The organism is Sphingobacterium spiritivorum, from assembly GCF_016724845.1.
Lineage (GTDB): Bacteria > Bacteroidota > Bacteroidia > Sphingobacteriales > Sphingobacteriaceae > Sphingobacterium > Sphingobacterium spiritivorum_A.
Map to the genome: position 1 here is coordinate 912411 of NZ_CP068082.1, position 26826 is coordinate 939236.

Consider the following 26826-nt stretch of genomic DNA (forward strand, 5'->3'; position numbering starts at 1 on the left):
TGAAAAAATTAAAAATGAACCTATTTGCTGTAGTAGCAATAGCCATTGCAGCTGTAACCATGTCGTTTACCGTGATGAAAAACGCCAGTTTTGCAGGAGAAAAATGGTTTGAGTACACTGATGAAACCGGAGATGGAAATCCCAACAATCCTGAAAATTATATACTCACGCCAAGTGATGGCGCTAATCCGCCTACGTGTCCTGAAGGAAGTGACGAAATCTGTGCGGTTAAGGCTCAACCTGTGATGATTGGTGGTGAAGAACATCCCAATTTAGGTACTGTTATTGACGACAGAGAAAGAAAGCTGCAATAGCTTTTTCAGTAAATAATTTGAAAGAGTGTGAACAAGGATTATCCCATGTTCACACTCTATTTAGAGAATACTTTCGTTAATTAGATTTAATCATCCAAAGGAAAAGACCATTTCTTCAACCTCAAAATTTTAAAATGATGAAAAAAATAAAAAATAACCTATTTGCACTGGCAGCGGTAACCATTGCATCTGTAACAATGTCCTTTTCGGTAATGAAAAACGCCAGTCTTGCTGGAGAAAAATGGTTTGCCTATACAGATGAAACGGGAGATGGTAACATCTCCAACCCAGAAAATTTCGCACTTGTTAATGAAAATGGTAGTACAGCACCTCCGTGTATAACGGGAAATGATATATTGTGTGCTATTAAGGCAAAACCACTCATTGGAGATACTGAACACCCTGATATGAATACAGTTATTTCGTCTATATATACAAGGATAGAATAATAATTATTTGCGGTATTATGCTGAACCTTGTTACCGCTCGTTTTGTTGCATACCGTTGTTAAGTATCACACTATTGGGTATGGGCAAGACATACTTTGGACTGTTTGGCTCTAATGTATAAATCTTTCCATCAATATTTCTTGTTATCGTTTTTGAAAAACGGCTGTCCTTGTTCAATCGTCTTAAATCCGACCACCGTAATCCCCGCCATATTAATTCCTTTCTTCGCTCATCCAAGATAAACCTTAATACAGTTTCATCATTGTCCGAACTGAATGGAATAAATGTACTGTTATAGCGATTTTTTAATAGTTCGTTTACGGTCTGTAAAGCTGTGGTAATATTTCCTGCTCTTGCTTCACATTCAGCTTTTATCAGATAGATTTCGTTGGTAGAAATTCCGGCAAACCACATTCCTGAATTGCCATCGTAATTTCCCCTAAAGGAATAATAGCCCGCTCTGTTTCTAAAGAAAGCTGTTTTTCTAATATCGTTCGATTCATAAGACTTATATAGGTTGCTATCAATTCTTCCATAGGTAATGCTCATCACCATACGCCCAAAATCGTTAGCATGAAAAATTATTTCTTCATTATAGCGAGGTATCGGGAATGAGGTTGCCGACCCCATTGTTAATGTATTGTAATCAAGTAAAGCATCTGAATAGCTTAAACAAGTGTCTGCGTAAGATAGTGCTTTATCATAGTCTTCCATTGATAAGTATATGCGGGCTAACAGTCCATAGACAGCCTGCTTCGTTGGTGTTGTTTTATATGGGCTATTGACGGATAAAAGTATAACAGCCCTGTTCAAGTCATTGGTAATTTTAGTATAAGTTTCTTCAACCGATGACCTTATAGATTTCTCACCAATATCAGATTTTAACCTTAGTGGAATACCTAAGTCTGTTTGTGCCGTATTTTTCTCATAAGGTTTTGCCCAAAGCTGGGCAACATTGTAAAATGCAAAGGAGCGGAAAAACAAAGCCTCTCCCTCAATTTGGTTTTTTTCTACCGGAACAGGTTCAATTTTCTCCAACTGCTCCAAAATCAAATTGCATGAGTAGATTGCTGCATACATCATCGACCATTCGTTGGTTTCATCATCGTTAAATACATCATCATTCCATGTATAGATGTTTTTTGCTGTTAATGAAGTGAATCTATTCAAATTTTCTGTTTGTACAAATTGATTATCCGTAGCACCATCCTGAATTGAGGGATACCAGCTATTCATTCTCGATGTGTTATACAATAATGCTCTAAGGTCTGCAACCGTGGTCGGTACGACAAGCGATTTATCCGGTTTAACGTCCAAATATTTTTCACATCCTGAAAATGTGATTATTGTAATCAGTAATATTATTATATATCGTTTCATAGTTTCTAAATTTTAAAAGCCTGCTCTTAAACCAAATGAAAAAGTTCTTAGTGGTGATAAATCTCCAAATTCCGGGTCGACGTTATGTTTATCCGCTTTCCATATCGTCCCTAAATTGGTAGCGTACATCAATACCTCCAATCTTTTCAGTTTCCATTTGTTTTCCAATGATTTAATTTGGTAACTAAGGTTGATGTCCTGTAAGCGTATATTGTCTCCCTTTGAAATCAGCACTTCGGCACGTGGATAAAAATAGCCATCCCGATTGTTATTATTCGGATAGACCATTGACGGAATCTGTGTGGTGACTTCATCACCCGGCTTTTGCCATCTTAGACTAAAATCCGAATGCGAACCTGTGCCATTGAATATTGCGTTATAGTACACGCTGTTTCTCCTGAAATAGAACCCTAATTTATAGCTGATATTGAATGAAAGACTTAACCCTTTCCATGAGAACGTATTTCTTAAAGCACCGAAATGTGTAGGAGTGGCGGAGCCATAATAAATCAGTTCTTCTGGTGTGGTTTCGTTGCGGATGGCTGCATAATCTTTGCTTACTTCGCCATGAAGGTAGCCCATAGGGTCGCCTGTTTCGGGGTCAAGACCAGCCCATCGAAATGCAAAAATAGAATAGGCGGGTTTTCCAATGATGGGCGAAATAACCAATCCGCTATTAAGATAATTATTGAGGTCTCTTGTCTCGGCAAGATATTCCGTTATTTTAGTTTTTACGGTACTGTACAGCAAGTCTGTCCGCCATTCAAATGCTTTACGGATATTGACAATATGCAATTGTATATCTATTCCGTTTCCGGTCATGGAAGCCGAATTTCCAAGATAAGTGAACCCTCGGCTACTTAAGGAACCTATTGCACCTGTGGTTTGGTCGATAGGCATATAACCAATAAGGTCGGTATTTTTCTTGTGATAGTATTCAAATGTACCGCTTAAACGTTGTTTTAAAACAGCAAAGTCAAACCCTACATTGAACTGCCCGTTCTTTTCCCAACGAAGATTTTCGTTCGGTGGATTAACTAATATACCATAAGGCGTATTTATTAAATTTCCACCATTGTAATAACGCATTGTGGGCAGAGCCGAAACATTGCGATTGAGGTTACCGCTATAACCGAAAGTCGTCCTTAGCTTCAACAGGTCAAGCCATGTAATATTGATAAACCGTTCATTCGTCAGATGCCAGCTACCACCAACCGACCAAAGTGGGGTAAACCGTTGATTGCTCCTTACTCCAAACAGATTTGAGCCATCTTGTCTTGCACTAATGTTAAGATTATAGCGGTTATCAAACGTATAAGCCCAATTGGTAAAAAAGGATATAAACCTATCGTTAGTTTCGGATGTAAAATATGGATTTGGAATTTTTGCAATTCCACCTGTGGGACTGTACAAAGTATAATCAGTATCGTAATTAACTGCGATAGTCGTCAAAATATGGGGATTATAACCATATTGTGTAGACTGTGTTAGAGTGGTGTTTGCCTGACGAGCCTCTGCTCCAGCAAGACCTGTTAGCTGGTGTTTATCCCAAGTTTTGGAGTAATTCAGTTGTAAACGGAGAGATTGCGACGTGAAGCTGTTTGTTGATTCATTTAAGATATCGCCCAAAGGTATTGGGCGGAATAACGCTCCATCCGTACCAACCTGTGTATAGGTATTTATCCTATCACGGGTATAATAGGATGCCATGCTCCGTATATCTTTTCCTGCTCCCTGTGCGTTTTCATATTGGTATTTGATTTCTACAATCAGCCCTTTGCCAATGTCATAATTCAGCCCTGTATTCAATATCAGGCTGTTTGTTTTCTGTTTATTGTTGATGAGGTTTATTTCGTCCAATGGACGATACGTCCAATCTAATAATCCATTTTGTTTTGTTTCCTGAATATAGTTTGACCGATAATATCGGTCTATTGGTAAAGCGTTTCCATTTTCGTCCGCAATACGGGCATAAGGTAACGAAGAAAAATTGGTAGGTCTTCCTGCGTTTGTGAAGGTATGGGTAAAAAACAAGGCGGCATCCAAACTCAATTTTTTGGAAAGTCGAAACGTATTGTCAGAACGTAGATTATACCGTTTATAACCTTCATCGGTGGTGCTGGTATTGTCATCATAGCCACCAGAAAGATAATAGCTTACATTTTCGCTCTGCCCACTCACGTTTAGGGAATATTGCTGGTTTAGCCCTTTCCTGTAAACGTATTTATTCAATTCCCGACGTATATCGTATTGCGCTAATTCGTTCAGCCCTTGTTGCAATGCGGCATCGGTTAGTAACCCGTGTTTATTTTTATACATTAATTCCACTGCGGGGGATAATGGCACGTAGCCTAACTGCTCATTGGCATCGTAAAAGTTATTGTCAAAAAGCATTTTTTCGACACCTATATAATCCGCAGAAGACATATAAGGCAGTTGCATCATATCCGGCTTTTGAATAAGAGTCATATTGCTGTTAAACGATATGGCAGGCGGCTGGTTCCGTTTGGCTTTCTTGGTCGTTATAACGATTACACCGTTTCCGGCTCTTACGCCCCATATAGAGGCTGCGGTTGCATCCTTTAGAATGGTAATATCTTCCACATCGTTCGGGTTAATATCATTTATATTGCCCTCGTAGGGAAAATTATTCAGTATGATTAATGGTTTCGTATTGGAAAAAATAGTGCTTAGACCTCGTATGCTCAAATTGTTACTGCCTACACCGGGTCTGTTATCAAACATTGCTGAACTGGCAATACCGTCCAACCTGCTCAATACATCGGTAGAGATTTGACGATTAAACAATTCGTTGTCGATATGGTCAAATGACCCTGTGGCTCTTTCTTTGGGTATTTTTTGAATACCCGTGGATACCACTACTTCGCTTAAAGTATTGCTTGCCGGATTTAGGTGCACCGTCAATGGGTTTTGTGGAGCAGCAGAAAGGACAAATGTCGTATCTGCTAATCCAATGTAACTAACACTAACTGCTAAAGGGAATGCTTTATTTGTAAATTCAAAATTTCCGTCTTCATCAGTTTGTACGGTGTTATTCTGACTGCGGTTCAACAATTTGACCGTAGCACCTGCTACGGGCTGACCATTTTCATTATTGACTACCTTACCCCGAATGTTGGATATGTTTTGGGCAATGGTATTGGTAACTGAAAAAAGTATGAGTAAAAAAGTAATTGTTCGTTTCATTGAGTAGTTTGGTTTATAGTTCAGAAATGACAAAAAAATCCAGCACTCTTTCATCTTCCACGATGGCAATACCGAATGGTTTAAGTTGCCTGTTAACAGCTTCCACATCCTCAATAGCATGTGCTATTTTTGGGATGGCTATTTTTTGGTCAGTAAAATCATTTACAACAGGAATATGCTGTATATCTTTATTGGTCTTGTTTACCCAAGCCGAAAGGTATTGTAAGCGGTCTTCGGGTTTATTGGGGATTATTGTCGTTTTCCCTATAATCTTAATGGTATAGCATTTTGTATTACGTTTTTCCATACGCCCATTTATGCCAAAGTGATAATTGAGGTCAGCCTGTACTTTTTGGGGAAAGTGCTTCAATACTGACAATGGGGCAATCCATTCGTAGCAATACTTATCCTGTAAAAACCTTTTCTCCGAAACGGAAAATGGTTCCTTCAACTCCAGCTTTGTCCGGTTAGGTGGCATTGTTAGCAATTCTCTAAATGCAAGTTCGTACATACGGCGGATGTCAGCATTGGTAGATAGTACCCGAAAGGTGCTATCTTTTTCGTTCACTTTTGGTAGAGCATTTGAACGAGGAATGCCTTCTATGGCTAACGTAATAATACTTCTGCTAACAAAAAAATCCCCGTCAGCACCATTATTATTAAGCAGTAATGGACGTGTGTCATCATAGGTAAGGTTGTCCTTTTTCTGTGCAATGCTATTTGCATTGCCTTTCAATGCCGAAGTAATATTTTCCTTTGTTACATCAGATGAGTGTGTAATAGCTTGTACTTCGCCGGATTTGCTAATCCATACCTCATGCGGCAACATGGTGTAAGGGAAATGGAATTTATATGTATTGTCATCGGTAACTGAAAACAAGTTTAATCGGGAAAGTACTCGATTCTTCTTTAAGAATGCTTTTATTTCGTTGGCTTTCTGGTCTGTCATCGGTAAAATGATAACATCGTCTTTAAACTCCTTTTCCAGTTCGTGAAGTCTTGGCAATGCAGCTACACAAGTACCGCACCACGTACTCCAAAAATCCAATATTATCAGCTTGCCTTTGTAATCGGCAAGGGTGATGTTTTTTTTGTCCTGCGGGTGGTTCACCACCTGCAAAGGTGTGTTCCAAAGAGCATCAGGGATTTGGTCGCCGATGTTTAAAGCGGTGATGTTTTGGTTGTTTGCAGTCCCGACTTCTCGGGACTGCGGACGGGCTATGCCGACACCAAACAACATGAAACAAATTAGAATTAGGAAGTGCCTGCCGCCCGTTACCAGTTCCGGGTTATGGCAGGCTATAAAAATCGTTATCCTATTACGAATAAGTTTATTCGCCATTGGGTTTATAAATTATGGTTATTGGGAAATGATTAATTGCTCCGAGTATGGTTGCAGGACGTGCTAATCCGGGCTTTTGATGATGCAGCGGAGGCTGAATTTCTTTGAGAAGAACAAAACATCGCTTTTTATCCCTCCCGTTGGGGAAAGGAAGTAATATTGTTTATAATTGTTTGTCAATCTTCTCACTATTAGTTATTTGTTCCAAATAACGTTGAAATGGAGATTTTTTTGAAGTAATTTTGGTTGTCTATTATGCTTTTTTGGTTGTCTTTTATTATATTTACGCTATCAAATGACAATGAAATATGCAAGAGGAAGACAAAGTACACGTTTTGGAAACGCTGGAAGAAAACCATCAGGGCAGAAATGCGCAGCGTATCCGTATTTACTTGGGCATTAAGCAAGAAGTGCTTGCTAATGAATTGGGTATGAGCCAGCCACAAATTTCTGCCATAGAACGGGAAGCTGTTTTAGAGCCGGAAATGTTGGAACGATTTGCTTTTGCATTAGGCGTAACCCCTGACCTCATTAAGAAATTTGATGTGGAACGAGCTATTTATAATATCAACAGTTATAAAGATAGTACTGTTCAACATGGTGAGAATAGTACGCAGAATATTAATCCGTTAGATAAAGTAGTCGAGTTATACGAACGGTTGTTGCAAAGTGAGCGGGAGAAACTGGAATTATTTATAAACCAAAAAAATCATTCGTAAAATAACAATGGAAAAAGAAAAAGAAACCGTGTATTTGGAGGGGAAAAACCACATGGGTATAAAAATTGGCAGTGCAAGGCGATTGGTAGGTATTACGCAAAAGGATTTGGCAGAGCGTATGGGTGTGACCAAGCAAGCTGTATCTAAATTGGAACAAACCGAGAACGTGGATGACGAACGATTGGAAAAAGTAGCTATTGCGCTTGGCGTAAGCGTAGAGGGTTTGAAGAAATTTGATGTGGGGCAGGTTCTTTACCATACTAATAATTTTTACGAAAAGGTTGAACCGACAAATGGTGCTATGGTTGGTACAGTAAGAATTGAAAATAATCATCAGTTTTCAATTGAGCAGGCAACCAAGCTGTTTGAAGAATTATTGAGAATGGAACGGGAACATTTTCAGAAAGCAAAAGATAAGAAATAACTAAAGTATCTTTTAAAGCATAACGATAGATTCAGGCTTCCCTCGTAACCAAGAAGCGAAGAATTTTAAAAGAAACGGCGGATCTGCAAGTCCGCCGTTTCTCTTTCTATCGCTGTCATTATTTTTCCTCCTGCTCATCCATTTTCTTAATAAGGTTATCCCGCAGTGCATCAAGGAATTTGGTACGGTTTCGTTTCCGGTTGCGTATTTCGAGATAGGTATGGTAAAAGTTTCCCAAATCAATATTAAAGGCATTTTCAAAATATTCCGCTATCAACCTAATATCCGTATTGCCATTATCGAGAACGCTTTGGTAGTATAGGGAGTAAATGAGTTCTGTCAAAGCAGCTTTACTACCTGTCCAGTTCAGCCCCGAAATAGCAGTGCGTTTTATAAACAAACGCTTGTAGGTGCAGTAAAGCTGGTCTTCGAGATACACCTGTATCAAATCATTCGCCATTATCTTGGCTACCTTATAATCGTGGGAAGTAGAAAAAGATTGGTCGGACTGAAAATAATAGGTATCCAGCCACAGTTTTATATCGTGCTTGCCCCGAACAAACATTTTCTCGTCAAGAAACGAGTTGTTGCTTCGGTAATATTTATAAAAATCAATGTTATTGTCGAAAAACCTTTTTAGCTTCTTCAATTCTTTTTTAAGATATTTTCTAATGCGCTTAGCCCCGTAGGGCTTCCTCGTCTCGATTTTGTAAATGGCATTATAATAAATCAATTTTGAAACAATGACTGGCTTTTGATATTTAAAAAATCGGATTTCTTCATCAACATTTGTAAATCCTCGTTTCAAAACATAATCTTTAATTTCGGACAGACATTCCACAATCCGGTATATAATGGCTTCTGTCCGTTGTACCGGGTTATCGTTTTCAATCTCCAGTTCTTGGATTTCTGTTTCCAATTTAAGATATGTTTCATTGTAAAATTTATCCATTCGTTTCATTTTGATAAATATGATACTGATTAATATAGAAATGCTAATACTGCTCGTATTAGCCCATGCAACTACATGAAAGAATAACCAGTATGATGCTGGTGGTGGAACTGTTGTATTGTCTGATGGGTTGTAGTATGATGCAGGTTAATCCAAACGAATTATACCCCGCATCACCCACTGTATTTTGCCGTAATTTTACGGTTTGCAGTTTACAACCATCCGGTATTTTATTTTAATATGTCAATGCAAGCCCTACACCAAATCCCATATCACTATCATAGTGGGTACGTATACCTATATTTTTATTGATGATATACCTAAGCTCCCCCATATATTCTAAGTCGGTATTTACCATGAAGCCACCTCTTAATCTTTTTGAAATTGGAATATCTTCGCGCATTAACTGCAATCTTACAATTCCATCGTGATATACTTCTGCCTGGAAATTGACCAGCATAGGTAACGTATACATAAACCCTAAACTGAACGCCCTGCGGGTGTCTTTCTTGTTGGTTTGTCCAAATATGTTCTTTTCGTGCTCATCTTCTCCCATTTTCCGGTAACGAAAATCAAAACCTACAAAGGGCATGAACCATTGCATCTTTCCAATGTATCTACCTAAGTGAGTTTCTACTTCATACCCGTGCATACTATTATAGCCTAAGCGCCATTCTGTTCCTAATTGATAGCGTGCATTCATTAGCATAGCTTCTCCATCATTACCATTGGTTGCAAAATCGTTTTGTGCCATAAAATGGGGCATATTACTTTCTCTTTGCAATTCTTTATAGGCTTTTGCCTTGTCAGGTAAATAGGGGTTATTGTAGTCTCCAACTTCAAACACCCTGTTCATTCCCGCCATCATGTGATATAATATATGGCAATGAAAGAACCAATCACCTTCCTCATTTGCTAAAAACTCAATGGTATCCGTTTCCATAGGCATGATATCCAACACATTTTTAAGCGGCGATTTTTCGCCTTTTCCGTTTATCACCCTAAAATCAAATCCGTGAAGATGCATAGGATGCCGCATCATCGAATTATTATAAATGGTAATCCGTAGGATTTCTCCTTTTTTTACAGGTATTTTGTCCGTTTCCGAAAGTATTTTATTATCCATGCTCCATACATAGCGGTTCATGTTGCCAGTAAGTGTGAACTTCAACTCTTTTACAGGCGCATCTTTTGGAAGGGAGGTGTTGTAAGGCGATTGCAACATAGCATAATTTAATGTTTTGATGTCTCCCAAGGCATTAGCGTTGTAACGGTTAGGGTCGTCATCCATGTTCATACCTTCATGCTTGCTGTGGTCTGATTTCTTTGCTGCATCTCCGGTAATTTCGGGATACATCACTACATTCATGTCCATTTGGTTCAGGCTCATCTTCATGCCCATATCGTCCAAATCGCCATTCATTTTCATCATATCGTTCATCATCTTCATCCCCTCGAAATACTTCAATCGTGGGAGCGGGGAAATAAGCTGTTTGACCCCATCACCTATAAAGTAGCTTGCTGATTGTGTTCTGTCCTCGGTTGTTGCTAAAAACTCATATGCTAACCCATCTTGAGGGATAGTCACTACAATATCGTAAGTTTCAGAAACTGCAATGATTAATCTATCCACTTCTACAGGCTCAACATCATTTCCATCATTCGCTACTACTGTAATTTTCCCTCCAGCATATCTTAGCCAGAAATACGAAGACGCCCCGCCATTGGAAACGCGTAATCTGACTTTGTCACCTGCTTTTAGCTTTTTACCACCAATTGTTTTCAAATCGGTGCTATGGCTACCATTTATTAGGATTTTATCATAGTAAACATCACTGACATCCATCGCCAGCATCCGTTTCCACTCATTTTTTACCTTTACGCCTAATTTTCCCTCCTTAATAGCTTCAACGTACGATTGCGTAGCACCTTTCTTAATGGCCGCCCAATCATTTGCATTGTGTAGCATACGGTTGATGTTATCCGGGTTAAGATTTGTCCACTCACTTAATATAATCGGGACGGTCGGCAAATCGTCAATTCCTTTTCTAAAGGTTTTATCGTCGCCTCTTTTTTTCATGATAAAACTACCGTACATGCCTATCTGCTCCTGCAAGCCTGAGTGCGAATGATACCAGTGCGTGCCATGCTGGATAATCGGAAAACGGTAGGTGTAGGTTGTACCCGGTGCGATGGGCTTTTGCGTAAGCCAGGGCACACCGTCTTCTTTATTGGGCAGGAACACACCATGCCAGTGCAGTGATGTGCTTTCTTTCAATTGGTTGTGCACCACTATTTCGGCAGTGTCGCCCTCGGTAAAGGTAAGGGTGGGCATGGGGATTTGCCCGTTTACGGCAATCGCCCTTTTTTGCTTACCTGCATAGTTGACAAGTGTATCTTTTACATACAGCTCGTAATGCACTACTCTCTGTGCAAACAGCGTTTGCGTGCAAAGCAGCATCAGCACTGTTTGCAATATTCTTATGGGTATTTTTTTATATCTGTTCATTCGTTGAAAAATTTTATTTAATGCTGTCTTCCATTGTGCCAAACCACGCTATCAAAACCTGCTTATCCTCCGGTGACAATACTGCATTACGATGAATTAGCGTATATGACGACAATGGCATTTCCCCGTCCTTAACCTGCCCGGCCATAGCCCTGAACTTGTTTCGCTGCCTGCGGACAGAATAGTCGCCAAATTCGCTAAAGTTGAGTTCCTCTTTCCCCTTTTTTATATGCTCTGCCATGTACCATGCGCCGGGCTGGATACGGCTGTACCACGGATAATGGGTATTGTTGCTATGGCAGTCATAACAGGACTGAACAAGGATAGCCTTTACATTTTGGGGTACGGTGTACACCCTTTCGATATGGGTGGCTGGCACTTCAACCGCCTGGTTCCGTAAGGGCTGAAAGAACTGTATGGCAATCAGGACGACAGCCAGCCCCAATATGATTTTCTTCTTTATGGTCATAATTATTTTATTGTGGCTTCATCTTTTTGTGTCTACTGTTTTTTCACATACTTGGCATAATTCTCCTTGTTTTCAAAATAAGAAACTTCACCGTTATTTCCTGTCACAGCAATCACCGCATTAGCTTTGTCTACCTGCTTATGGGAATAGGGGTCTATCGCCATCCGCACGGTCGCATCTTTTGGAATACGTTCCTTACACATTTCGCAACATCCGTAATAGGTTTTACCATCAAATTTTACGTCAAACTGCCTTTTGCCCATATAGGCATCGTTGACCATGCAGACTTCATCCGATGGAACCAATTCACCTATTTGGGTAGTATGTCCGTTGCTTTCCGGAGTTGCCTGCGAATGCTGCTGTTCCGCTTCATCCTTATTTGACCCCGCCTGACCGCAAGCGGTGAATAGCAGGGTTAATAAGGAAATAAAGCCAATTATTATTTTGTTCATGTCCAAACTTGTTTTTTTAAATTTTATTATTTACTTTCTTCAAACTCTTTTAGCTTGCGCTTCATTAGTTCAATTTCTTCCGCTTGGGTTTTAAGTATATTTTTTTGCAGCTCTATCAGTTCCGGGTCGGTCAGGTGTGCCTTTTCGGACATCAATATGGCTGCTGCGTGATGGGGTATCATACCCTTTGCAAACTGCTTGTCCCCGACATTGATTTGTTCCCTGATACCAAACCATGAAAAGATGCCAACAGCAACCGAGATGATGGCTATCGCCCAATTCATCTTCCTGTTGGGGTACATTACTTTCATTATCGCTAATTCGATAAGCAGCATTGCCGAGGTCATCAGCAGGGTCATGTACAAATTGTTGATATTGGGTATCAGGTTCTGCCACCCGTCAATCATGGCGTACATGATAAAATACATCACTGCGAACATGGCTACAGCCATCACCGCAAAGCGTTTGTACATGGCCGAAGCATGTTTTGTATTGTGCGTGCCATGCTCCGAGGAATGACCCGCATGGTGACTGTTTTGCATATTTTCCATAACCCTGAATTTTATTTGCTGTTAATTGTTTTTTCCACCTTACCGCAGGTCAGCATTTTAGAACCGTAGTAAGGGTTTTTGATTTCCTTGTTTTCGCTGAACCAAACAGCACCCTTACCATCATTGAACATCGGGCAATGGTCCTGATACAATGTTTGCGATGTACCGAACAAATCAATCAGGTCTTTCAAATCTTCGCCAAGCGAGGCCAAATGTTCCCGCTGGTGGTGGATGTTGCCGACATTTTCCCCGATATGTTCTGCGTGTTCTTTAGCATCGTCCGCTATGTCCATGTACTTTTTGTGCTTATCGGCAGGAACGGCTTTCATGTCCACTTTATTCAGGGTAGCTAACAGCTTTTTCCCTGAACTGGCGGCAGCTTTGTCATCGTCCGAAACAAGGGCGTTCTTTAAGGACAGATAATCGGTAACTATGGGCGCAATAGAAAAGTTTTTTGCTTCTTCTTTTCCTGTTGCTTTTGCTTCCTGACCGCTCGGAGTTTCACTCACAACGGGCGCAGCTACCGTATCATCCTCTTTTGGTTGGGAAGCTGACTGTTCTTGTGATACAACAGCAGTATCACTTGAAGACTGCTCGTTTTTGTTGGATGCCTGATTGCATGATACTGTTACAAATGCCATGATAACAGCAATGATTGATAATGTTAGATTTTTCATTTTTATTTATTTTTTGATTTTTAAAAAACTTGCGTTAATAGCCACTACAATGGTGCTTACACTCATCAGCACAGCACCCATAGCGGGACTTAAAACAAAATTCGGATAGAGTACGCCTGCCGCAAGGGGTATTGCCACCACGTTGTAGCCAACCGCCCATATCAGGTTCTGTACCATCTTTTTGTAGGTAAGTTTGCCGAAGTCAATCAGTTTGACCACATCCCTCGGGTCGCTGTCTACCAATATGATATCCGCTGTTTCGGCAGCCACGTCCGTACCGGAACCCACGGCAATGCCCACATCTGCCTGTGCCAGTGCAGGTGCATCATTTACACCATCACCAGTCATTGCTACGATTTCGCCTTTTGCCTGAAACTCCTTTACTTTCTCCTGCTTGTTGTGCGGAAGCACATTAGCCAAATACCCGTCCATACCCAATTTTCCGGCTACGGCAGCAGCAATCCTGTCGTTGTCCCCGGTGAGCAGAAAGGACTTGATGCCCATTTTTTTGAGTTCCTCAATCGCCTGTGCCGACCCCTCACGGATGCTGTCTGCCAAAGTAATGATGCCGATTACCCGGTCATCAATGAGGACAAAGTTGACCGTTTCGGCTTCCTGATTGATTTCGCTTGGTATTTCCGGCAGGGAAAGGTGGTTTTCGGTGAAATAATTCGGGCCGCCAGCTACGACATTTTTCCCGTTCACAACACCTTTAACACCTATGCCCTGCATATAGCTGAAGTTTTCAGACTTCCATAAGGCAAGGCTCTTTTCTTTCAATGTAGCCATAATGCCTTTGGCGATATGGTGTTCCGAATTTTGCTGTACTGCGGCAGCATACTGGATAACCTCATCGGCATTATATTCGTCTGTTAACGGTATAACCTTTTCTACGGCATGGGAACCTTTGGTGAGCGTTCCGGTCTTATCAAAAATGACGGTGGAAAGTTTTCGGGTGGTTTCAAATGCCGTACGGTTGCGGATGAGCAGGCCATTGGTCGCCGAAAGCGTTGTGGAAATGGCGACCACCAACGGGATAGCCACGCCCAATGCGTGCGGGCAGGCCGTTACCATTACCGTCACCATTCTTTCAAGCGCAAAGGCAATATCTCCACTGCTTGCATACCAATAGGCAAATGTGCCTATGCCCACGGCAATGGCAATAAAGGTGAGCCATTTGGCAACTTTGTCCGCAAGGTTCTGTGTATTAGACTTAGTAGCCTGCGCTTCCTGCACAAGATTGATAACCCTGTTCAGGTAGCTGTCTTTTCCCACGGCTGTTACCTTAACTTTCAGCGCACCATCGCCATTGATAGAGCCTGCGATGACCTTTCCGTCCTTTTCCTTTTTTACGGGAACACTTTCCCCGGTAAGCATACTCTCGTTGATATACGAAAGCCCCTCCAGTACCAATCCATCGGCTGGAATTTTTTCTCCCGGTTTTATGATAGCCGTTTCACCGCTTTGCAGGTCTTCGAGCTTTATCTTTACAGCTTCTCCGCCACGTTCCACGGTAACATCGTTGGGCAGCAAAGCCACCAATGACTGTAATGCCCGTGAAGCAGCCATTTGGGAACGCATTTCCAGCCAATGCCCTAACAGCATGATGTCAATTAGGGTTGCCAGTTCCCAAAAGAAGTCCATACCCTGCAAGCCAAATACAACGGCTACGGAATAAACATAGGCTACGGATATGGCAATGGCAACAAGTGTCATCATCCCTATGGCTTTGGCTTTCACCTCGCCAATCATTCCCTTTAGGAACGGTAAGCCTCCATAGCAATAAATCACCGTACCCAATGCCAACAGCACATATTTATCGCCATTGAAAGCAAGGGAGAAACCCAACCATTGCTGTATCATGTGCGACAGGAGCAGGATAGGGATTGTAATGACAAGGCTTATCCAAAAACGTGTGAGGAAATCGCCTGTATTATGCCCCTCATGTTTATCAAAGTTTTCGTCATCATGGCCATGTTGAGAATGCCCGGAATGCTCATGTTCTGGCGTGTGTTCATGAGAAGCTGACGTACCGCCAACGGGAACCAATGCCATGCCACAAAGAGGGCATTTGCCCGGTTCGTCTTTTAGCACCTGCGGGTGCATGGGACACGTGTATTTTTTCATAACAAGGGATTTTAAAAGTTATGTTGCATTTAATTTTTTTACCATCTCATGGGTCATTTCTTCAGCATAAGTACCATAGGCATCAACAAGTACCCCTTTGCTCTTACCGTCATTGGACGATATGGCATAAATCACGGCATTGTTATCAGGACTGCTGTCGAGGCTTTCAAACCTATGAGTTTCCGTAACCGTAAAATCCTCCGGTTTTAGTTTCAGGCTCTTTGACGCACAGTAAAGGCAGTCCGGCAACAGACTAAAATCAATACTGTACCCACGTTGTCTTAGGTCTTTAAGAGCCTGCACCATATCACTATACTGTTCCATAGCTTTCCGACCTGTTATTTAATGGTTTCGACCGTACTGCCGCAGGTAAGCATCTGTGAGCCGTAATATGGGTTTTTAATGGCATTCTCTTTACTTAGCCAATTGGCCCCCTTACCTCCATTGTACATAGGACAGTGCTGGTAATAAACTGGTGTATCCTGTTTAGACACTTTAGCCAGTATGTAGATGCTTCCCGAAAGTGCCGCAAAAGCACTTCTTTGTTTTGCAACGTCTTTTGATTTTGAAATGCTTTCCGCATTAGCTGTCAAGTCCTGCATTACTTTCATCCAAGCCGTATGTTCCTCTGCCGAAAGCTTGTTCATATCGACTGCTTTAAGGGATGCAGCCAATTCAGCGGCTTTGGCAGATGCAGTTGCCGCATCGGTTTTTATCAAAGCATCTTTCACTGAAAAGTAGTTGTCAAACACAGCTTTTAGCTGTGATTGATTTTGAGCTGCATCCTTGTTAGCGGGTGCTGCCATTTCACCGTGGTTGTGATTGCCATGTCCGACTTTCATGTCCATTGCCGCCCCTTTGTTTTGGGCAATTGTCTTCAAAGGTCTATCGTACTGGCAGCATTCAGCCAGTTTCGCATATACGTCATCCGGCGCACGGAACTTCTCACTATCATAACCCGCCAAAGCGATACGTTTCAGGATTTCATCCTGATTTGTTTTCTCGCTGTCATACGTGAGCGTAGCCATCTTGGTATCTTTGTTCCAGTCCACGTTGGCTACCTTTTTTATGTTACCTGCTTTTTCGATGGTGGTTTTACACATACCACAATTGCCGTAAATCTTTACGGTTTCTGTTTTCGCATTTTTGATTTGTGCGAAACCATTCATTGAGGATAGTAATACGGCGATTACCATCACTATTTTTGATAATGATTTCATAATAATTACTTTTTAGAAATGAAGTATTGAAAGCCCATTTCTGTTTTAAACTTTAAATAAATGATACAAATAAGGGATTTGCAAAAAGCCGAAGCGGCTTCTGACAGGACATACCTATGGCTGGCAGGCCATAAATTTAGCTTATTTTAGGCGGTAGCCAAATGGAAAAAAAGCCCGAAGAATAATAGGCTTCTTTGAAAGCGAATTTTTGCTTTTTAGCTGCTGCTAAGTGATCTTTTGCCTTTAATTCGATTACGGTTGGGACATTTAGGGAAGTGGTTGAAGCACCGCACCTGCAAGAGCTGTGGGAACAACCGCCCCCGCATTTGTCACTTTTGCATTTTTTACAGGATTTGCTCTTGCAACCTTTTGTATGTTCTGATTTTTTGGATTTCTCCTTTGAGCAGGAAGACTGCTCGGTCTTTGTTGAATTTTTGGAACAGGCATAGCTCTGACTTGGCATCATAAAGAAAACCAAACAGAACAATGTCAAAATGCCTATATGTATTCTATAATTTTTCAACGCAACAAAGTTACAAATTAGATTGGTTTTTTATATCGTTTTACGTTTTTTTTGCTATATGGAAAAATAATGCCATATACGCAATAACCTATCGCCTTTTTTCAGAATTGATAAAATGCCCTTTTTCATCAACCCAACCTCATGGAAATTCGGTCGGAAAAAGGGCATTTCAAAAAGTTGCTGGCTTAGGCATCCAAAGGTTCTATTTTGAAGCCTGCCTTTTGCACGGTCGATATTACTTCATGCTCGGTAATGCCCTCGGACTTCACGGTAAGTACTTTGTCCTTGTTGGCCGTGTCCACTTCCCAATGGCAGATGCCCTCTGCCTTGTCCAAGTGCGGCTTTACAGATGCGATACAGCCGCCGCAATTGATGTTCGTCTTGAATTGAAATTGTTTATTTTCCATTGTTTACAAATTTTAGAGTTATCTGATAATGCAAATTTCCGTACTATTCAGTTAGTTATTGTTGTGTAATTTCTTGTTTGATTTGTGAGATTTACTGTTTTATTTCTTCCACTTCAACCGCAGGCTGTTACTGACCACGCTCACGCTGCTCAATGCCATTGCCGCACCCGCAATCATCGGGTTGAGCAGGAAGCCGTTAACAGGGTAAAGGATGCCTGCCGCTACCGGAATGCCGATTACGTTGTAGATAAACGCCCAGAACAGGTTTTGCTTGATGGTGGCTACGGTCTGTTTGGACAAGCGTATTGCCTGCGGTATCTTGGTCAGGTCGGACGAAATGATGGTCATCTTGGCTACGTCCATTGCGATGTCGCTGCCTTTGCCCATTGCGATACTTACATCGGCTGTTGCCAATGCGGTGCTGTCGTTGATACCATCGCCCACCATTGCCACTACCTTTCCTTTACTTTGCAGTTCTTTCACAAAGTCGGCTTTGTGCTGTGGCAAAACTTCGGCTTTGTAATGCTTGATGCCTGTCTGCTCCGCAATGGCTTTTGCAGTAGCTTCATTATCTCCGGTCAGCATATACAGGTCAATGCCCATTTCCTGCATTTCCCGGATAGCCCGCACCGATGTTTCCTTAATCTTATCGGCGATAGCGATTACAGCAAGAGCCTTTTTGCTGTTTGCAAACCAGATAACGGTTTTAGACTGTTTGCCCCATTCTTCGGCCTGGTCTTGTAATTCGCCGGCAATGGCAATGTTGTTTTCTGCCAATAGCTTTTTGTTGCCTACATAATAGGTTTCGTTGTCATGGTCTGCTTTTGCGCCTTTGCCCGTAATGCTGTCGAACATGGATAAAGAGGTGGTCGCTACATCGCCAAGATGCTTCACTACGGCTTCTGCCAATGGATGCTCGGATTGCTTTTCGATGCTCAAAAGGATTTCTTTTGCAGTGTCCTCATTGTTCAGCCATTTAATGCCCGTTACCTGTGGTCTTCCCTCGGTGATGGTTCCGGTTTTGTCCAAAACGATGGCATTTACTTTTTTGGCCAGTTCCAAACTTTCGGCATCCTTTATCAAAATGCCATTTTCAGCACCTTTACCAACGCCTACCATAATAGCGGTGGGTGTCGCTAAGCCTAAAGCACAGGGGCAGGCAATGACCAATACCGTAACGGCTGCCAACAGACCTTGAACAACCCCGTTTTCGCCTCCCAAAATCAACCATAGCGTAAATGTCAGGATGGCAATACCTATCACTGTGGGAACAAAGATGCCCGCAATCCTATCGACCAGTTTCTGTACGGGTGCTTTGCTTCCCTGTGCATCCTGCACCATTTTGATGATGTGGGCAAGCATGGTTTCTTTGCCCACTTTTACCGCCCTGAACCGGAAGCTGCCTTTTTGGTTAATCGTTCCTGCAAATACTTTTTCTTTTTCTTTTTTCAATACAGGTACAGGCTCACCGCTTAACATGCTTTCGTCCACATACGAATTGCCCGATATGACCATGCCGTCTACCGCAATCTTTTCACCGGGCTTTACGAGTATCACATCGCCTGCGCTTACGTCTTCGATAGCGGTCTGCTTTTCCGTTCCGTCCGCCTGTACCACGATGACCGTTTTTGGCTGCAAGCCCATCAGCTTCTTAATGGCTGAAGAGGTGTTGCCTTTGGCTCTTTCTTCCAGCAGTTTTCCCAAGAGGATGAATGCGATAATAACGGCAGCCGCTTCAAAATATACGTGAGCATGCAGTCCCCGTTGATGCCAAAAGTCGGCAAACAGCATATTGAAAACACTGAACAGGTAGGCAATACCTGTACTCAATGCCACCAGCGTATCCATATTGGCGGAACGGTGCTTTGCCTGCTTCCAAGCGTTTACAAAAAAATCCCTGCCCAACCATATTACAACGGGCGTGGAAAAGAGCCACATTATCGGGTCTGCATAGGGCATATCCATAAAGAACATTCCTATGATTACCACGGGCAGGGAAAGGATAATTGCCCAAATGGTCTTGTTTTTCAAGGTTCGGAATTTCTTTTCGTGGATGGCTTCGAGCGTTTCCTGCTGCTTGGTTTTGTCTTCAATCAATAGGTCGTAACCTACTCCCTGAACCGCTTTTTGCAGGGTGGAGGCATCGGTCATATTGGGCAGATATTCCACGGTAAGATTGCCCGTTGCAAAGTTCACGGAAGCATTAACTACTCCCGGTTGGTATTTAACAATGCTTTCGGCACTGCCCGCACAGGATGCACAGGTCATGCCCAATACCGGAAAAGCACTTTTAACCGTAGGAACTCCGTAACCTAAATCTTTAATTGCCTTAACAGCTTCGCCTACGGTTTCATTGCTATCTACTGTAATCGCTGCCCTGCGGTTGTTCAGCTCTACTTTATGGGTTTCTACGCCTTTTACCTGTGCCAATCCCTTTTCAACGATTAATGCACAGTGTTCGCTTTCTACATCCTCCAACGGTATGTATATATTTTCTCTGTTTGTCGCCATATTTGCCTGCTTTAATTTACAATGCAAAATTGGCTATTATAATTATGGGTACTGTTGTGAAATTTTGGATTTGATTTGTAAGATTTATTGAAATCCTGTATAGGTGAGCCACTTCATCAGATGGTTATCGCCATAAAGCCAGTTTTAGATGGTCTTTAAAACCACAAAGCATTGCGAAAGATAATCGCAATGCTTTATTGTTTGCTTAAAAAGCTGTGGTCTTAAAATACTGACGGATGCCCGGTCTTCTTCTTGGTGCGGGGTTTATTCAACTTTAGAATTAAATTGAATATCTACGTCAGTTGATGACTTAGGGTCATTAATCAAGTCCGTTTCAATCTTTCCTCCCTGTGGATAATGGCGCAGCACAACCCTGACCGTACCAGTGGAAGCGGTCGTGGTTGTCCAAACGCTTTCCAGCCCTAACGTAACGTTGTTGTCATCCTTATCCAAATTTGTGATTTGTATATTTGATGTGGAAGATGGCACGTAATAAATACGGTGGTCTATATTTTCCTCACTTACTTCTTCGGTAATGTCTTCACCATTTACCTCGTCAAGAAAGGATACGCTGACATCATAGGACTTACCCGGTTGCAGTGCAATCTGGTCTATGACCGGGGCGTTTCCTCCGGCTCCGTCAGCATCTTTCCAAGCATAAAGAAGTTCGTTCGTGGTTCCCTGTTCCTTAAAACGTAGCTGTACCGTAGTGATTACCTCGTTGTCGTTTTCTTCGGGGATAGGGTCATCGTCTTTGCTGCATGAGGTTGCGAATAGTACGATTGCCGCTACGGCAATCGAAGAAAAATGTTTGAATTTCTGTGTCATTGTTATATAAATTTAATTGTTGAAAAACGTGTTTGTCAGAAAACGTACTTTAATCTAACGGAGATGTTTCTGCCCATTTCGTCCGTAAAATACCTGAAGCTGTTCAGGTAGTTTCTGTACCGGGTATTGAACAGGTTGCTCACTGCAAGATTGATGTTCAGTGACCTGCCCAAGACACTGACCACTGTACCAGCGGATATATTTGTCAGGAGATAACCATCAGGGGGCAGCTTATAATCCTGCTGGCCGTGTATGTTTTCATCAGGTACTCTTGTCTGTTTTAAGACCAGCGGAATTTCCATCCCGATATAGGATTTTTGGAAAGACCTTATATCGGGCAGTTCGTAATTGAACCCCAATGAAAACCTGTCCGATGGCATGGAAATCAGCCAGTCGTTTATCGTTTTATTGTACGCCCTTAGCAAAGATGCCTTTCCTATGATGTCCAGTTTCTGTACAGGCTTGTAATTGATTAATAAATCCGTTCCCGTGAGATAGGCATCAGCCTGTTGATAGACGAATTTGGGAAATGCACCTGCAATGGTCAATACAGGCTCTCCCGGGCGGGGCTGTAAATAGATAAAGTTGTTGATGGAATTGTAGAATACAGACCAGTCTATATTTACCGATTTTTCTTCATTGCTATATGAAAGCCCCAAGACCGTGTTTACAGCCTGCTCTATTTTCAGGTTTACGTCCCCAAGTTCATAGGTGGCAGTACCTTGATGTATGCCGTCAATGAGCAGTTCGTTAACGTGGGGAGCCCTATTGGCAAGGCTGACCATTCCGTTTATCCTGATATGGTCTGAAAGATGGTAGATGGTATTGAATGATGCCCCGATTGTTGAAAAATCAAAGTCATGCTCCACAGGCTGGTTATTGTAAGGGTATTGTACCGTACTGATTTGCTTAAAATCATACCTGATACCGCCCTGAAGCTCCCATTTGTTCTTCTTCCATTTTTCAATCCAGTATGCACCGTATGTTTGGGAATTGTAGGCAGGGATGAGATACCGACCTTTGTAGGTATTGTCCTGCTGCATAGCGGATATGCCGATACTTCCGTTAAAGTTTTTGAATGTGGGATGCTCCCAAGAAATTTCTTCGGAAATCGTGCTGACATTCAAAGTCATTTGAGGCGTTGTAATTTCGCTGTTCCTGACTATATCAAATTCTTCCCTGTTGTTGAATTGTGCGGCAATCTGTATGTTCAGTTTCCCGGCTTTCTCTCCGGCAAATATCTCCGATTTTACCTTTAGCAAATCGTGTGTCACCCTTTGGTAAGGTCTGCCAATCTGAAAGCCTTTATAGCCCAAAAAGATGTCGTTGGGTCTGTCCGCATCAATCGCAGTCTGTAAGTCTGCCAAGTTCCCCATGTGTGAACCCTGAAATATGCCTACCTTGGTCTGAAAGTGGCTGTAAAAGGCTTCAATGGAATACTTGTCGGTCTTGTACCCGATCGTGAATGAAAAATTGTATTCGTTCAGGGAGGTGTTGTTCAGTATGTAGTCCGGCGTTTGGATATTGCCGCCCTGCTTAAAAGTTCCCTGTACACGGAAACTTAGTTGGGGTATGCTTTTGAGTTGCTGCTCTGCCATTGCAGATACCACAAACTGATTGTTATTGGTAAAGTAGCCCGTATTCAGTTCTCCCGAAAATCCGCTGTACCGCAGTGGTTTGGGGTTGACAAGGACAACACCGCCGATGGCATCCGAACCGTATTTCAGTTCATCCACACCTTTGATGACAGCAATATTGTCTGCAATGAAGGGGTCTATTTCGGGAGCGTGTTCGTTGCCCCATTGCTGCCCCTCCTGCCTCACACCGTTGTTTATGGTCAATAACCTGTTGCTGTGCAGGCCGTGAAAGATAGGTTTGGATATGGTCGTTCCGGTCTGCATGACGTTGATCCCGGGAAGCTGGCCAAGCATATCCGCCAGCGGGAGACCGCTGCTCTTGCTTAGTTCCCCCTGTCTTAATTCTCTTAGAAGCCCGGTATTCTGCGCCTTATTGACCGTGGTGGTAATGACCACCGGGTCAAGCATCGTGGAGTTTTCCTCTACAAAGATTTCAATGTGACGAGACGCTTCCAAAGAAATGTTTTGCGGCTCCGCCTCATGTCCCATATAGCTGGCCTTTATGAGATAGTTCCCTTTGCATAGTTTTTCAAACTTAAAATTTCCCGAACTATCGGAAACCGCCACATATTGGCCGTTGTTCAGGTTGATATATACCCCGCTCAACGGGCTGCCCTTGTCAGAGCTTCCCACCTGACCGGATATGGTATAGTTGCATTTTTGGGCATAGCTGGTATGGATGTTTGCGACTAATAGGATAAAAAGTAAAACAACTTTATTCATAGAAAACGACAATCGCATTAATGCAATGTTGTTGCAAAAATAAATTATTATCTTTGAAAACGCAACAACATTGCAATTATTATATAATAAAAATGAAACAAGTACGAAACACAGTCGCCAAAACAGCGATTTTGAACCTGCTCCACAAGTCGGATTTGGCATTGTCGCACGCTGAAATCCAGTTGGCGTTGGATGGTCTGTGCGACAGGGTGACGATTTACAGGGTACTGGATAGGTTAATGGAAGAAGATTTAGTCCACAAAGTGGTAAACGTTGACGGGGGTGTAGGATATGCAAGTTGCCATAACTGTGAAGTAGTCCACAATCATAACCACTTGCATTTCAGTTGTCAAAAATGTAAATCGGTAACTTGTATAGAGGATGTGCAACCGTTATTTAAGTTGCCTAAAGGATATAAAATAAGTGAAGTCAATTTTACGGTGTCAGGGCTTTGCCCGCAGTGTTCCTGAATAGCGTAGCCGTTCCTATACTTTATCCAACGGCTTTCTCTTATCTTCCCGGACTTGTTTGAAATAGCTCGGGGTAAGCCCCGTTACTTTCTTGAACTGGTTGCTCAAATAGGCTACGCTTGAATAGTTGAGGCGCATGGCAATCTCACTTAACGACAGTTCATCATACACCAGCAGTTCTTTTACCTTTTCCACCTTTTGGGCGATAAAGTATTTTTCAATAGTTGTACCCTCTACTTCTGAAAACAGATTGGACAAGTAATTGTAATCGTGGTGCAGTTTATCGCTCAATACATCGGAAAGGTTGGTTTTTACATCACTATCCTGATGATGTACCAGGTCAATGATAATGTTCTTTATCTTTTCTATTATCCTGCCTTTTTTATCATCAATTACTTCAAACCCCAATGGCTCTAAAGTCTTGACCAAAGCCTCTTTCTCCGTAGGTGTAATTTCTTTGGTAAGGGTAACTTCGCCCAGCTTTACATTTTTAGCATCTAAACCAAGTTTATCCAATTCGTTTTGCACCACCATAATACAGCGGTCGCATACCATATTTTTAATAAAGAGTGTATTCATATCTTACTAACTGCTATATTAAGCACAATAAACAAATTTACGATTTAAGTCGAACTACGCTCGTTGCTTCCTGTCTAAATCAAGTTATCTGATTGCATTGTCTGCATAGGCGCTTATAATTTGGGTTTTTGTTAACCTGAAGCCTCGGCCCAGGCTTCTAATTTAGTTAATTGAAACCTTGCGAAAGTTGTATTCCGCAAGGTTTTAAAACAGTGATACATCTGCCTTTGCTAATGGCCTGCATTCACCCTACAATATTAAATTATAGCAAATACTGGTACAGTTCGGCTATTGCATCGTTGTACTCTTTCTCCGCCTGCAAATAATTATTGGTAGCGGTATAAAAGTAACTTGCCTCCAAAAAATATTGGATAGTGGTTATCTCTCCGAATGATAACGCTTTATCCAATAGTTTAATACTGTTGATACTGCTTAATACTTTCTCATATTCTGCTACCGTCTTTTGCAGGTTGATATACTTTTCATACAGTTGCTTCAAATGATAATAATGTTCGTTCTTGTGCCGTGCTACCTGTACTTCTGCCACCGATAATTCAGCCTGCTTTTGCTTCACCCGATTTTTGTTTTCCCACAAAGGAATGCTCACGCCTACTTTTGCACCGTAAAACTGCTGCCCTAAAATACCCTGATAATGAAAACCCACTTCAAATTTTGGCAGGGTCAATGCCTTAGTAACTTCAATATCCTTTTGGGCTACTACGGTCTGTTGTGTCAAATATTTTCTTACCGGGTCTTTGTATTCAATTGTTTCTTCCAATTCTTCAAATGCAGGAACGGGCTTATATTCAGGGTATATGGTATCGTTAAAGACTATCTCTATACCGCCGTTAAGTTCCGTCAGTTTTTGATGAAGTTGGTTGATAGCGGAAATGTTCAACTGATAATCTTTATTAATCTCAATCAATTGAAGTTTAGCCTTATTCACGTCCAGCACATTACCTTCGCCCTTATCCAGTTTGGTCTGAAAGTCGGTCAGGAACTTTTCGGTTTTTGTTTTCCGTTCTATAATTCTTTCCTGAAGTTTATTGCGGTATATCAGTTCAATGCAAATCTTTTTCGCTCCCAATAATATTTCCTGCCTGTTGGCTGTTAGCGAAAAATCTACCTGCTTACTCTGCTCGCCAGCCAATGCTTTCTTTTTACTGTAAACCGTGGGAAAGTCGAAACGCTGCAAGACGTTAATGTCCGTTTGGTTGCCCGCAATGGCATAGGGTGAGCCACGCATAAAATCGTAGCTGGCCACAGGGTCGTACAGCGTATTGCCCGTATGGTACAATAACTTCTGCTCATCCCAATATTTGCTTTGGGTTTGCAGCGTTTTATTGTTCTTGGCAACATCAGACAAGACGGTTTCCAATCCTGACTGTGCCTGCAATTGTATGGTAAAAACGCACATACAGATTGCCGTTAAAAATTTTATGTTCATGCTTTAGCTGCTTTTTTGTTAGATAAATAGTACACCGCCGGAACAATAAAAATGTTGAGCAATGTAGAAGTAAGCAAGCCGCCCAATATCACTTTTGCCATAGGACTTTGTATCTCGTTGCCGGGCAAATCGCCCGCAATAGCAAGCGGTATCAATGCCAGCCCTGCGGTAAGTGCCGTCATCAGGATGGGGCTTAACCTGTTCTTTGAGCCTTGTATAACCGTATCGTACAAATCCAACCCCTCATCACACAATGTATTGTAATGCGATACGAGCAGGATGCCGTTACGGGTAGCCACACCAAACAAGGTGATAAAACCGATAATGGCAGGAATGCTCAAAATGCCACTGGTAAAATAGATGCTGAACACACCGCCAATCAATGCCAAAGACAGGTTGATTAAAATGATGGCGGCTAACTTTACCGTTTTGAACTCCCGGAACAGTATCAGGAAAATAATCAGAATGGAAAGCAGGGAGGTCGCAATCAAGGTCTGCGATGCTTCTGCCTCCGCTTCAAATTGCCCACCGTATTCAATGTGGTAATCTTCGGGCAGCTTTATTTTTTCGCCCACTATCTGTTGGATTTCCTCAACGGCACTAACGATATTGGTTAAGCGAAAACAAAATGTAACCGCAACAATCTACACCAAAGCAATCAGCAATCAGCTACAATTGGACATAAAACGGTACAACAGCCAATACCTCCCGATTGAAATTAAGGTTTTCTCCGATACCCACGACCGATTTTTGATAATAGACCAAGCGGAGCTTTACCATATAGGGGCTTCGCTCAAAGACCTGGGCAAAAAATGGTTTGCATTTTCCCGAATGGATATTGAGGTGGGCAGGATGCTTCACATCTTGAACAAACAATAAACGCTCCGGATTCAGAGGGTTTAATTTTAG

Annotated in this window: 25 protein-coding genes; 5 read left to right on the forward strand and 20 right to left on the reverse strand. The window is 42.0% G+C overall.

All coding sequences use genetic code 11. The features are described 5' to 3' along the window. The first annotated feature begins 14 nt into the window (after positions 1-14). Both I6J03_RS03755 and I6J03_RS03760 read left to right on the forward strand, forming a co-directional pair. Positions 15-314, forward strand: coding sequence for a peptide ABC transporter substrate-binding protein (locus I6J03_RS03755; RefSeq protein WP_232279797.1), 300 nt, complete (start codon positions 15-17; stop codon positions 312-314). A gap of 137 nt (positions 315-451) precedes the next feature. Then, positions 452-763 (forward strand): peptide ABC transporter substrate-binding protein, encoded by a 312-nt coding sequence (locus tag I6J03_RS03760; protein ID WP_232279796.1) that lies wholly within the window; start codon positions 452-454, stop codon positions 761-763. Between the two features lie 30 nt (positions 764-793). Here the strand turns inward: I6J03_RS03760 and I6J03_RS03765 are convergent, their stop codons facing one another. Genes I6J03_RS03765 through I6J03_RS03775 form a run of 3 tightly spaced genes read right to left on the reverse strand, consistent with a single transcriptional unit; the run spans position 794 to position 6692 of the window. Next, positions 794-2143 (reverse strand): RagB/SusD family nutrient uptake outer membrane protein, encoded by a 1350-nt coding sequence (locus tag I6J03_RS03765; RefSeq protein ID WP_003010120.1) that lies wholly within the window; start codon positions 2141-2143, stop codon positions 794-796. A gap of 12 nt (positions 2144-2155) precedes the next feature. Further along, complete coding sequence (locus I6J03_RS03770) at positions 2156-5350, reverse strand: SusC/RagA family TonB-linked outer membrane protein (RefSeq protein WP_232279795.1); 3195 nt, start codon at positions 5348-5350, stop codon at positions 2156-2158. A 13-nt stretch (positions 5351-5363) separates the two neighbouring features. Beyond that, positions 5364-6692 (reverse strand): TlpA family protein disulfide reductase, encoded by a 1329-nt coding sequence (locus tag I6J03_RS03775; RefSeq protein WP_003010117.1) that lies wholly within the window; start codon positions 6690-6692, stop codon positions 5364-5366. A 308-nt stretch (positions 6693-7000) separates the two neighbouring features. Here I6J03_RS03775 and I6J03_RS03780 point away from each other — a divergent pair, with 308 nt between their 5' ends. Both I6J03_RS03780 and I6J03_RS03785 read left to right on the forward strand, forming a co-directional pair. Beyond that, positions 7001-7411 (forward strand): helix-turn-helix domain-containing protein, encoded by a 411-nt coding sequence (locus tag I6J03_RS03780; RefSeq protein ID WP_002993277.1) that lies wholly within the window; start codon positions 7001-7003, stop codon positions 7409-7411. A gap of 7 nt (positions 7412-7418) precedes the next feature. Then, positions 7419-7835: a helix-turn-helix domain-containing protein gene (locus I6J03_RS03785; protein ID WP_002993276.1), complete on the forward strand. Its 417-nt coding sequence runs from the start codon at positions 7419-7421 to the stop codon at positions 7833-7835. 118 nt (positions 7836-7953) lie between these two features. Here I6J03_RS03785 and I6J03_RS03790 read toward each other — a convergent pair whose 3' ends face one another. The 14 genes from I6J03_RS03790 to I6J03_RS03855 all read right to left on the reverse strand — a co-directional run bounded on the left by I6J03_RS03790 (position 7954) and on the right by I6J03_RS03855 (position 23421). Next, a complete protein-coding gene (locus I6J03_RS03790) occupies positions 7954-8796 on the reverse strand; it encodes an RteC domain-containing protein (protein ID WP_002993275.1) in 843 nt (280 codons plus the stop codon). Positions 8797-9022: 226 nt separating this feature from the next. Next, positions 9023-11296 (reverse strand): multicopper oxidase family protein, encoded by a 2274-nt coding sequence (locus tag I6J03_RS03795; RefSeq protein ID WP_039990265.1) that lies wholly within the window; start codon positions 11294-11296, stop codon positions 9023-9025. A gap of 13 nt (positions 11297-11309) precedes the next feature. After that, positions 11310-11765: a heme-binding domain-containing protein gene (locus I6J03_RS03800; RefSeq protein ID WP_002993272.1), complete on the reverse strand. Its 456-nt coding sequence runs from the start codon at positions 11763-11765 to the stop codon at positions 11310-11312. 32 nt (positions 11766-11797) lie between these two features. Continuing rightward, entirely contained in the window at positions 11798-12217 is a 420-nt protein-coding gene (locus I6J03_RS03805) for a hypothetical protein (RefSeq protein ID WP_002993270.1), read from the reverse strand. Between the two features lie 26 nt (positions 12218-12243). After that, entirely contained in the window at positions 12244-12768 is a 525-nt protein-coding gene (locus I6J03_RS03810; RefSeq protein ID WP_002993268.1) for a DUF305 domain-containing protein, read from the reverse strand. A gap of 11 nt (positions 12769-12779) precedes the next feature. Next, on the reverse strand, positions 12780-13445 hold the full coding sequence (locus I6J03_RS03815) for a DUF3347 domain-containing protein (RefSeq protein WP_002993266.1): 666 nt from the start codon (positions 13443-13445) through the stop codon (positions 12780-12782). A 6-nt stretch (positions 13446-13451) separates the two neighbouring features. Continuing rightward, positions 13452-15572, reverse strand: coding sequence for a heavy metal translocating P-type ATPase (locus I6J03_RS03820; RefSeq protein WP_039990262.1), 2121 nt, complete (start codon positions 15570-15572; stop codon positions 13452-13454). Between the two features lie 18 nt (positions 15573-15590). Next, positions 15591-15896 (reverse strand): hypothetical protein, encoded by a 306-nt coding sequence (locus I6J03_RS03825; protein ID WP_002993263.1) that lies wholly within the window; start codon positions 15894-15896, stop codon positions 15591-15593. A 14-nt stretch (positions 15897-15910) separates the two neighbouring features. Continuing rightward, positions 15911-16792, reverse strand: a complete 882-nt coding sequence (locus tag I6J03_RS03830; RefSeq protein ID WP_003010110.1) for a DUF3347 domain-containing protein — start codon at positions 16790-16792, stop codon at positions 15911-15913. A gap of 267 nt (positions 16793-17059) precedes the next feature. Further along, positions 17060-17239: a hypothetical protein gene (locus I6J03_RS03835; protein ID WP_002993259.1), complete on the reverse strand. Its 180-nt coding sequence runs from the start codon at positions 17237-17239 to the stop codon at positions 17060-17062. A 261-nt stretch (positions 17240-17500) separates the two neighbouring features. Next, entirely contained in the window at positions 17501-17722 is a 222-nt protein-coding gene (locus I6J03_RS03840) for a heavy-metal-associated domain-containing protein (protein WP_002993257.1), read from the reverse strand. Between the two features lie 99 nt (positions 17723-17821). Then, entirely contained in the window at positions 17822-20233 is a 2412-nt protein-coding gene (locus tag I6J03_RS03845; protein ID WP_003010106.1) for a heavy metal translocating P-type ATPase, read from the reverse strand. A gap of 264 nt (positions 20234-20497) precedes the next feature. Beyond that, entirely contained in the window at positions 20498-21061 is a 564-nt protein-coding gene (locus tag I6J03_RS03850; RefSeq protein WP_003010105.1) for a hypothetical protein, read from the reverse strand. Positions 21062-21096: 35 nt separating this feature from the next. Continuing rightward, entirely contained in the window at positions 21097-23421 is a 2325-nt protein-coding gene (locus tag I6J03_RS03855; RefSeq protein WP_003010103.1) for a TonB-dependent receptor, read from the reverse strand. A gap of 92 nt (positions 23422-23513) precedes the next feature. On the opposite strand from I6J03_RS03855, the gene I6J03_RS22875 reads away from it, so the two are divergent. Beyond that, positions 23514-23891: a Fur family transcriptional regulator gene (locus tag I6J03_RS22875; protein WP_003010101.1), complete on the forward strand. Its 378-nt coding sequence runs from the start codon at positions 23514-23516 to the stop codon at positions 23889-23891. Positions 23892-23906: 15 nt separating this feature from the next. On the opposite strand, the gene I6J03_RS03865 is transcribed toward I6J03_RS22875, so the two are convergent. The 3 genes from I6J03_RS03865 to I6J03_RS03875 all read right to left on the reverse strand — a co-directional run bounded on the left by I6J03_RS03865 (position 23907) and on the right by I6J03_RS03875 (position 26492). Beyond that, the gene (locus I6J03_RS03865) at positions 23907-24470 is read right to left on the reverse strand and encodes a helix-turn-helix domain-containing protein (RefSeq protein ID WP_002993247.1); all 564 of its coding nucleotides are present in this window, start codon (positions 24468-24470) and stop codon (positions 23907-23909) included. Between the two features lie 262 nt (positions 24471-24732). After that, on the reverse strand, positions 24733-25917 hold the full coding sequence (locus I6J03_RS03870; RefSeq protein ID WP_003010096.1) for a TolC family protein: 1185 nt from the start codon (positions 25915-25917) through the stop codon (positions 24733-24735). Then, positions 25914-26492 (reverse strand): efflux RND transporter permease subunit, encoded by a 579-nt coding sequence (locus I6J03_RS03875; protein ID WP_002993243.1) that lies wholly within the window; start codon positions 26490-26492, stop codon positions 25914-25916. The genes I6J03_RS03870 and I6J03_RS03875 overlap by 4 nt, the downstream gene beginning before the upstream one ends. Positions 26493-26826: the final 334 nt, after the last annotated feature.

Coding starts and splice junctions, on each gene's coding strand:
- I6J03_RS03760 (WP_232279796.1), top strand. CDS start 452: ATGAAAAAAATAAAAAATAACCTATTTGCACTGGCAGCGGTAACCATT.
- I6J03_RS03815 (WP_002993266.1), bottom strand. CDS start 13,445: ATGAAAAATCTAACATTATCAATCATTGCTGTTATCATGGCATTTGTA.
- I6J03_RS03755 (WP_232279797.1), top strand. CDS start 15: ATGAACCTATTTGCTGTAGTAGCAATAGCCATTGCAGCTGTAACCATG.
- I6J03_RS03805 (WP_002993270.1), bottom strand. CDS start 12,217: ATGAACAAAATAATAATTGGCTTTATTTCCTTATTAACCCTGCTATTC.
- I6J03_RS03845 (WP_003010106.1), bottom strand. CDS start 20,233: ATGGCGACAAACAGAGAAAATATATACATACCGTTGGAGGATGTAGAA.
- I6J03_RS03840 (WP_002993257.1), bottom strand. CDS start 17,722: ATGGAAAATAAACAATTTCAATTCAAGACGAACATCAATTGCGGCGGC.
- I6J03_RS03790 (WP_002993275.1), bottom strand. CDS start 8,796: ATGAAACGAATGGATAAATTTTACAATGAAACATATCTTAAATTGGAA.
- I6J03_RS03820 (WP_039990262.1), bottom strand. CDS start 15,572: ATGAAAAAATACACGTGTCCCATGCACCCGCAGGTGCTAAAAGACGAA.
- I6J03_RS03810 (WP_002993268.1), bottom strand. CDS start 12,768: ATGGAAAATATGCAAAACAGTCACCATGCGGGTCATTCCTCGGAGCAT.
- I6J03_RS03800 (WP_002993272.1), bottom strand. CDS start 11,765: ATGACCATAAAGAAGAAAATCATATTGGGGCTGGCTGTCGTCCTGATT.
- I6J03_RS03835 (WP_002993259.1), bottom strand. CDS start 17,239: ATGCCTGTTCCAAAAATTCAACAAAGACCGAGCAGTCTTCCTGCTCAA.
- I6J03_RS03795 (WP_039990265.1), bottom strand. CDS start 11,296: ATGAACAGATATAAAAAAATACCCATAAGAATATTGCAAACAGTGCTG.
- I6J03_RS03870 (WP_003010096.1), bottom strand. CDS start 25,917: ATGAACATAAAATTTTTAACGGCAATCTGTATGTGCGTTTTTACCATA.
- I6J03_RS03785 (WP_002993276.1), top strand. CDS start 7,419: ATGGAAAAAGAAAAAGAAACCGTGTATTTGGAGGGGAAAAACCACATG.
- I6J03_RS03775 (WP_003010117.1), bottom strand. CDS start 6,692: ATGGCGAATAAACTTATTCGTAATAGGATAACGATTTTTATAGCCTGC.
- I6J03_RS03830 (WP_003010110.1), bottom strand. CDS start 16,792: ATGAAATCATTATCAAAAATAGTGATGGTAATCGCCGTATTACTATCC.
- I6J03_RS03770 (WP_232279795.1), bottom strand. CDS start 5,350: ATGAAACGAACAATTACTTTTTTACTCATACTTTTTTCAGTTACCAAT.
- I6J03_RS03850 (WP_003010105.1), bottom strand. CDS start 21,061: ATGACACAGAAATTCAAACATTTTTCTTCGATTGCCGTAGCGGCAATC.
- I6J03_RS22875 (WP_003010101.1), top strand. CDS start 23,514: ATGAAACAAGTACGAAACACAGTCGCCAAAACAGCGATTTTGAACCTG.
- I6J03_RS03780 (WP_002993277.1), top strand. CDS start 7,001: ATGCAAGAGGAAGACAAAGTACACGTTTTGGAAACGCTGGAAGAAAAC.
- I6J03_RS03765 (WP_003010120.1), bottom strand. CDS start 2,143: ATGAAACGATATATAATAATATTACTGATTACAATAATCACATTTTCA.
- I6J03_RS03825 (WP_002993263.1), bottom strand. CDS start 15,896: ATGGAACAGTATAGTGATATGGTGCAGGCTCTTAAAGACCTAAGACAA.
- I6J03_RS03855 (WP_003010103.1), bottom strand. CDS start 23,421: ATGAATAAAGTTGTTTTACTTTTTATCCTATTAGTCGCAAACATCCAT.
- I6J03_RS03865 (WP_002993247.1), bottom strand. CDS start 24,470: ATGAATACACTCTTTATTAAAAATATGGTATGCGACCGCTGTATTATG.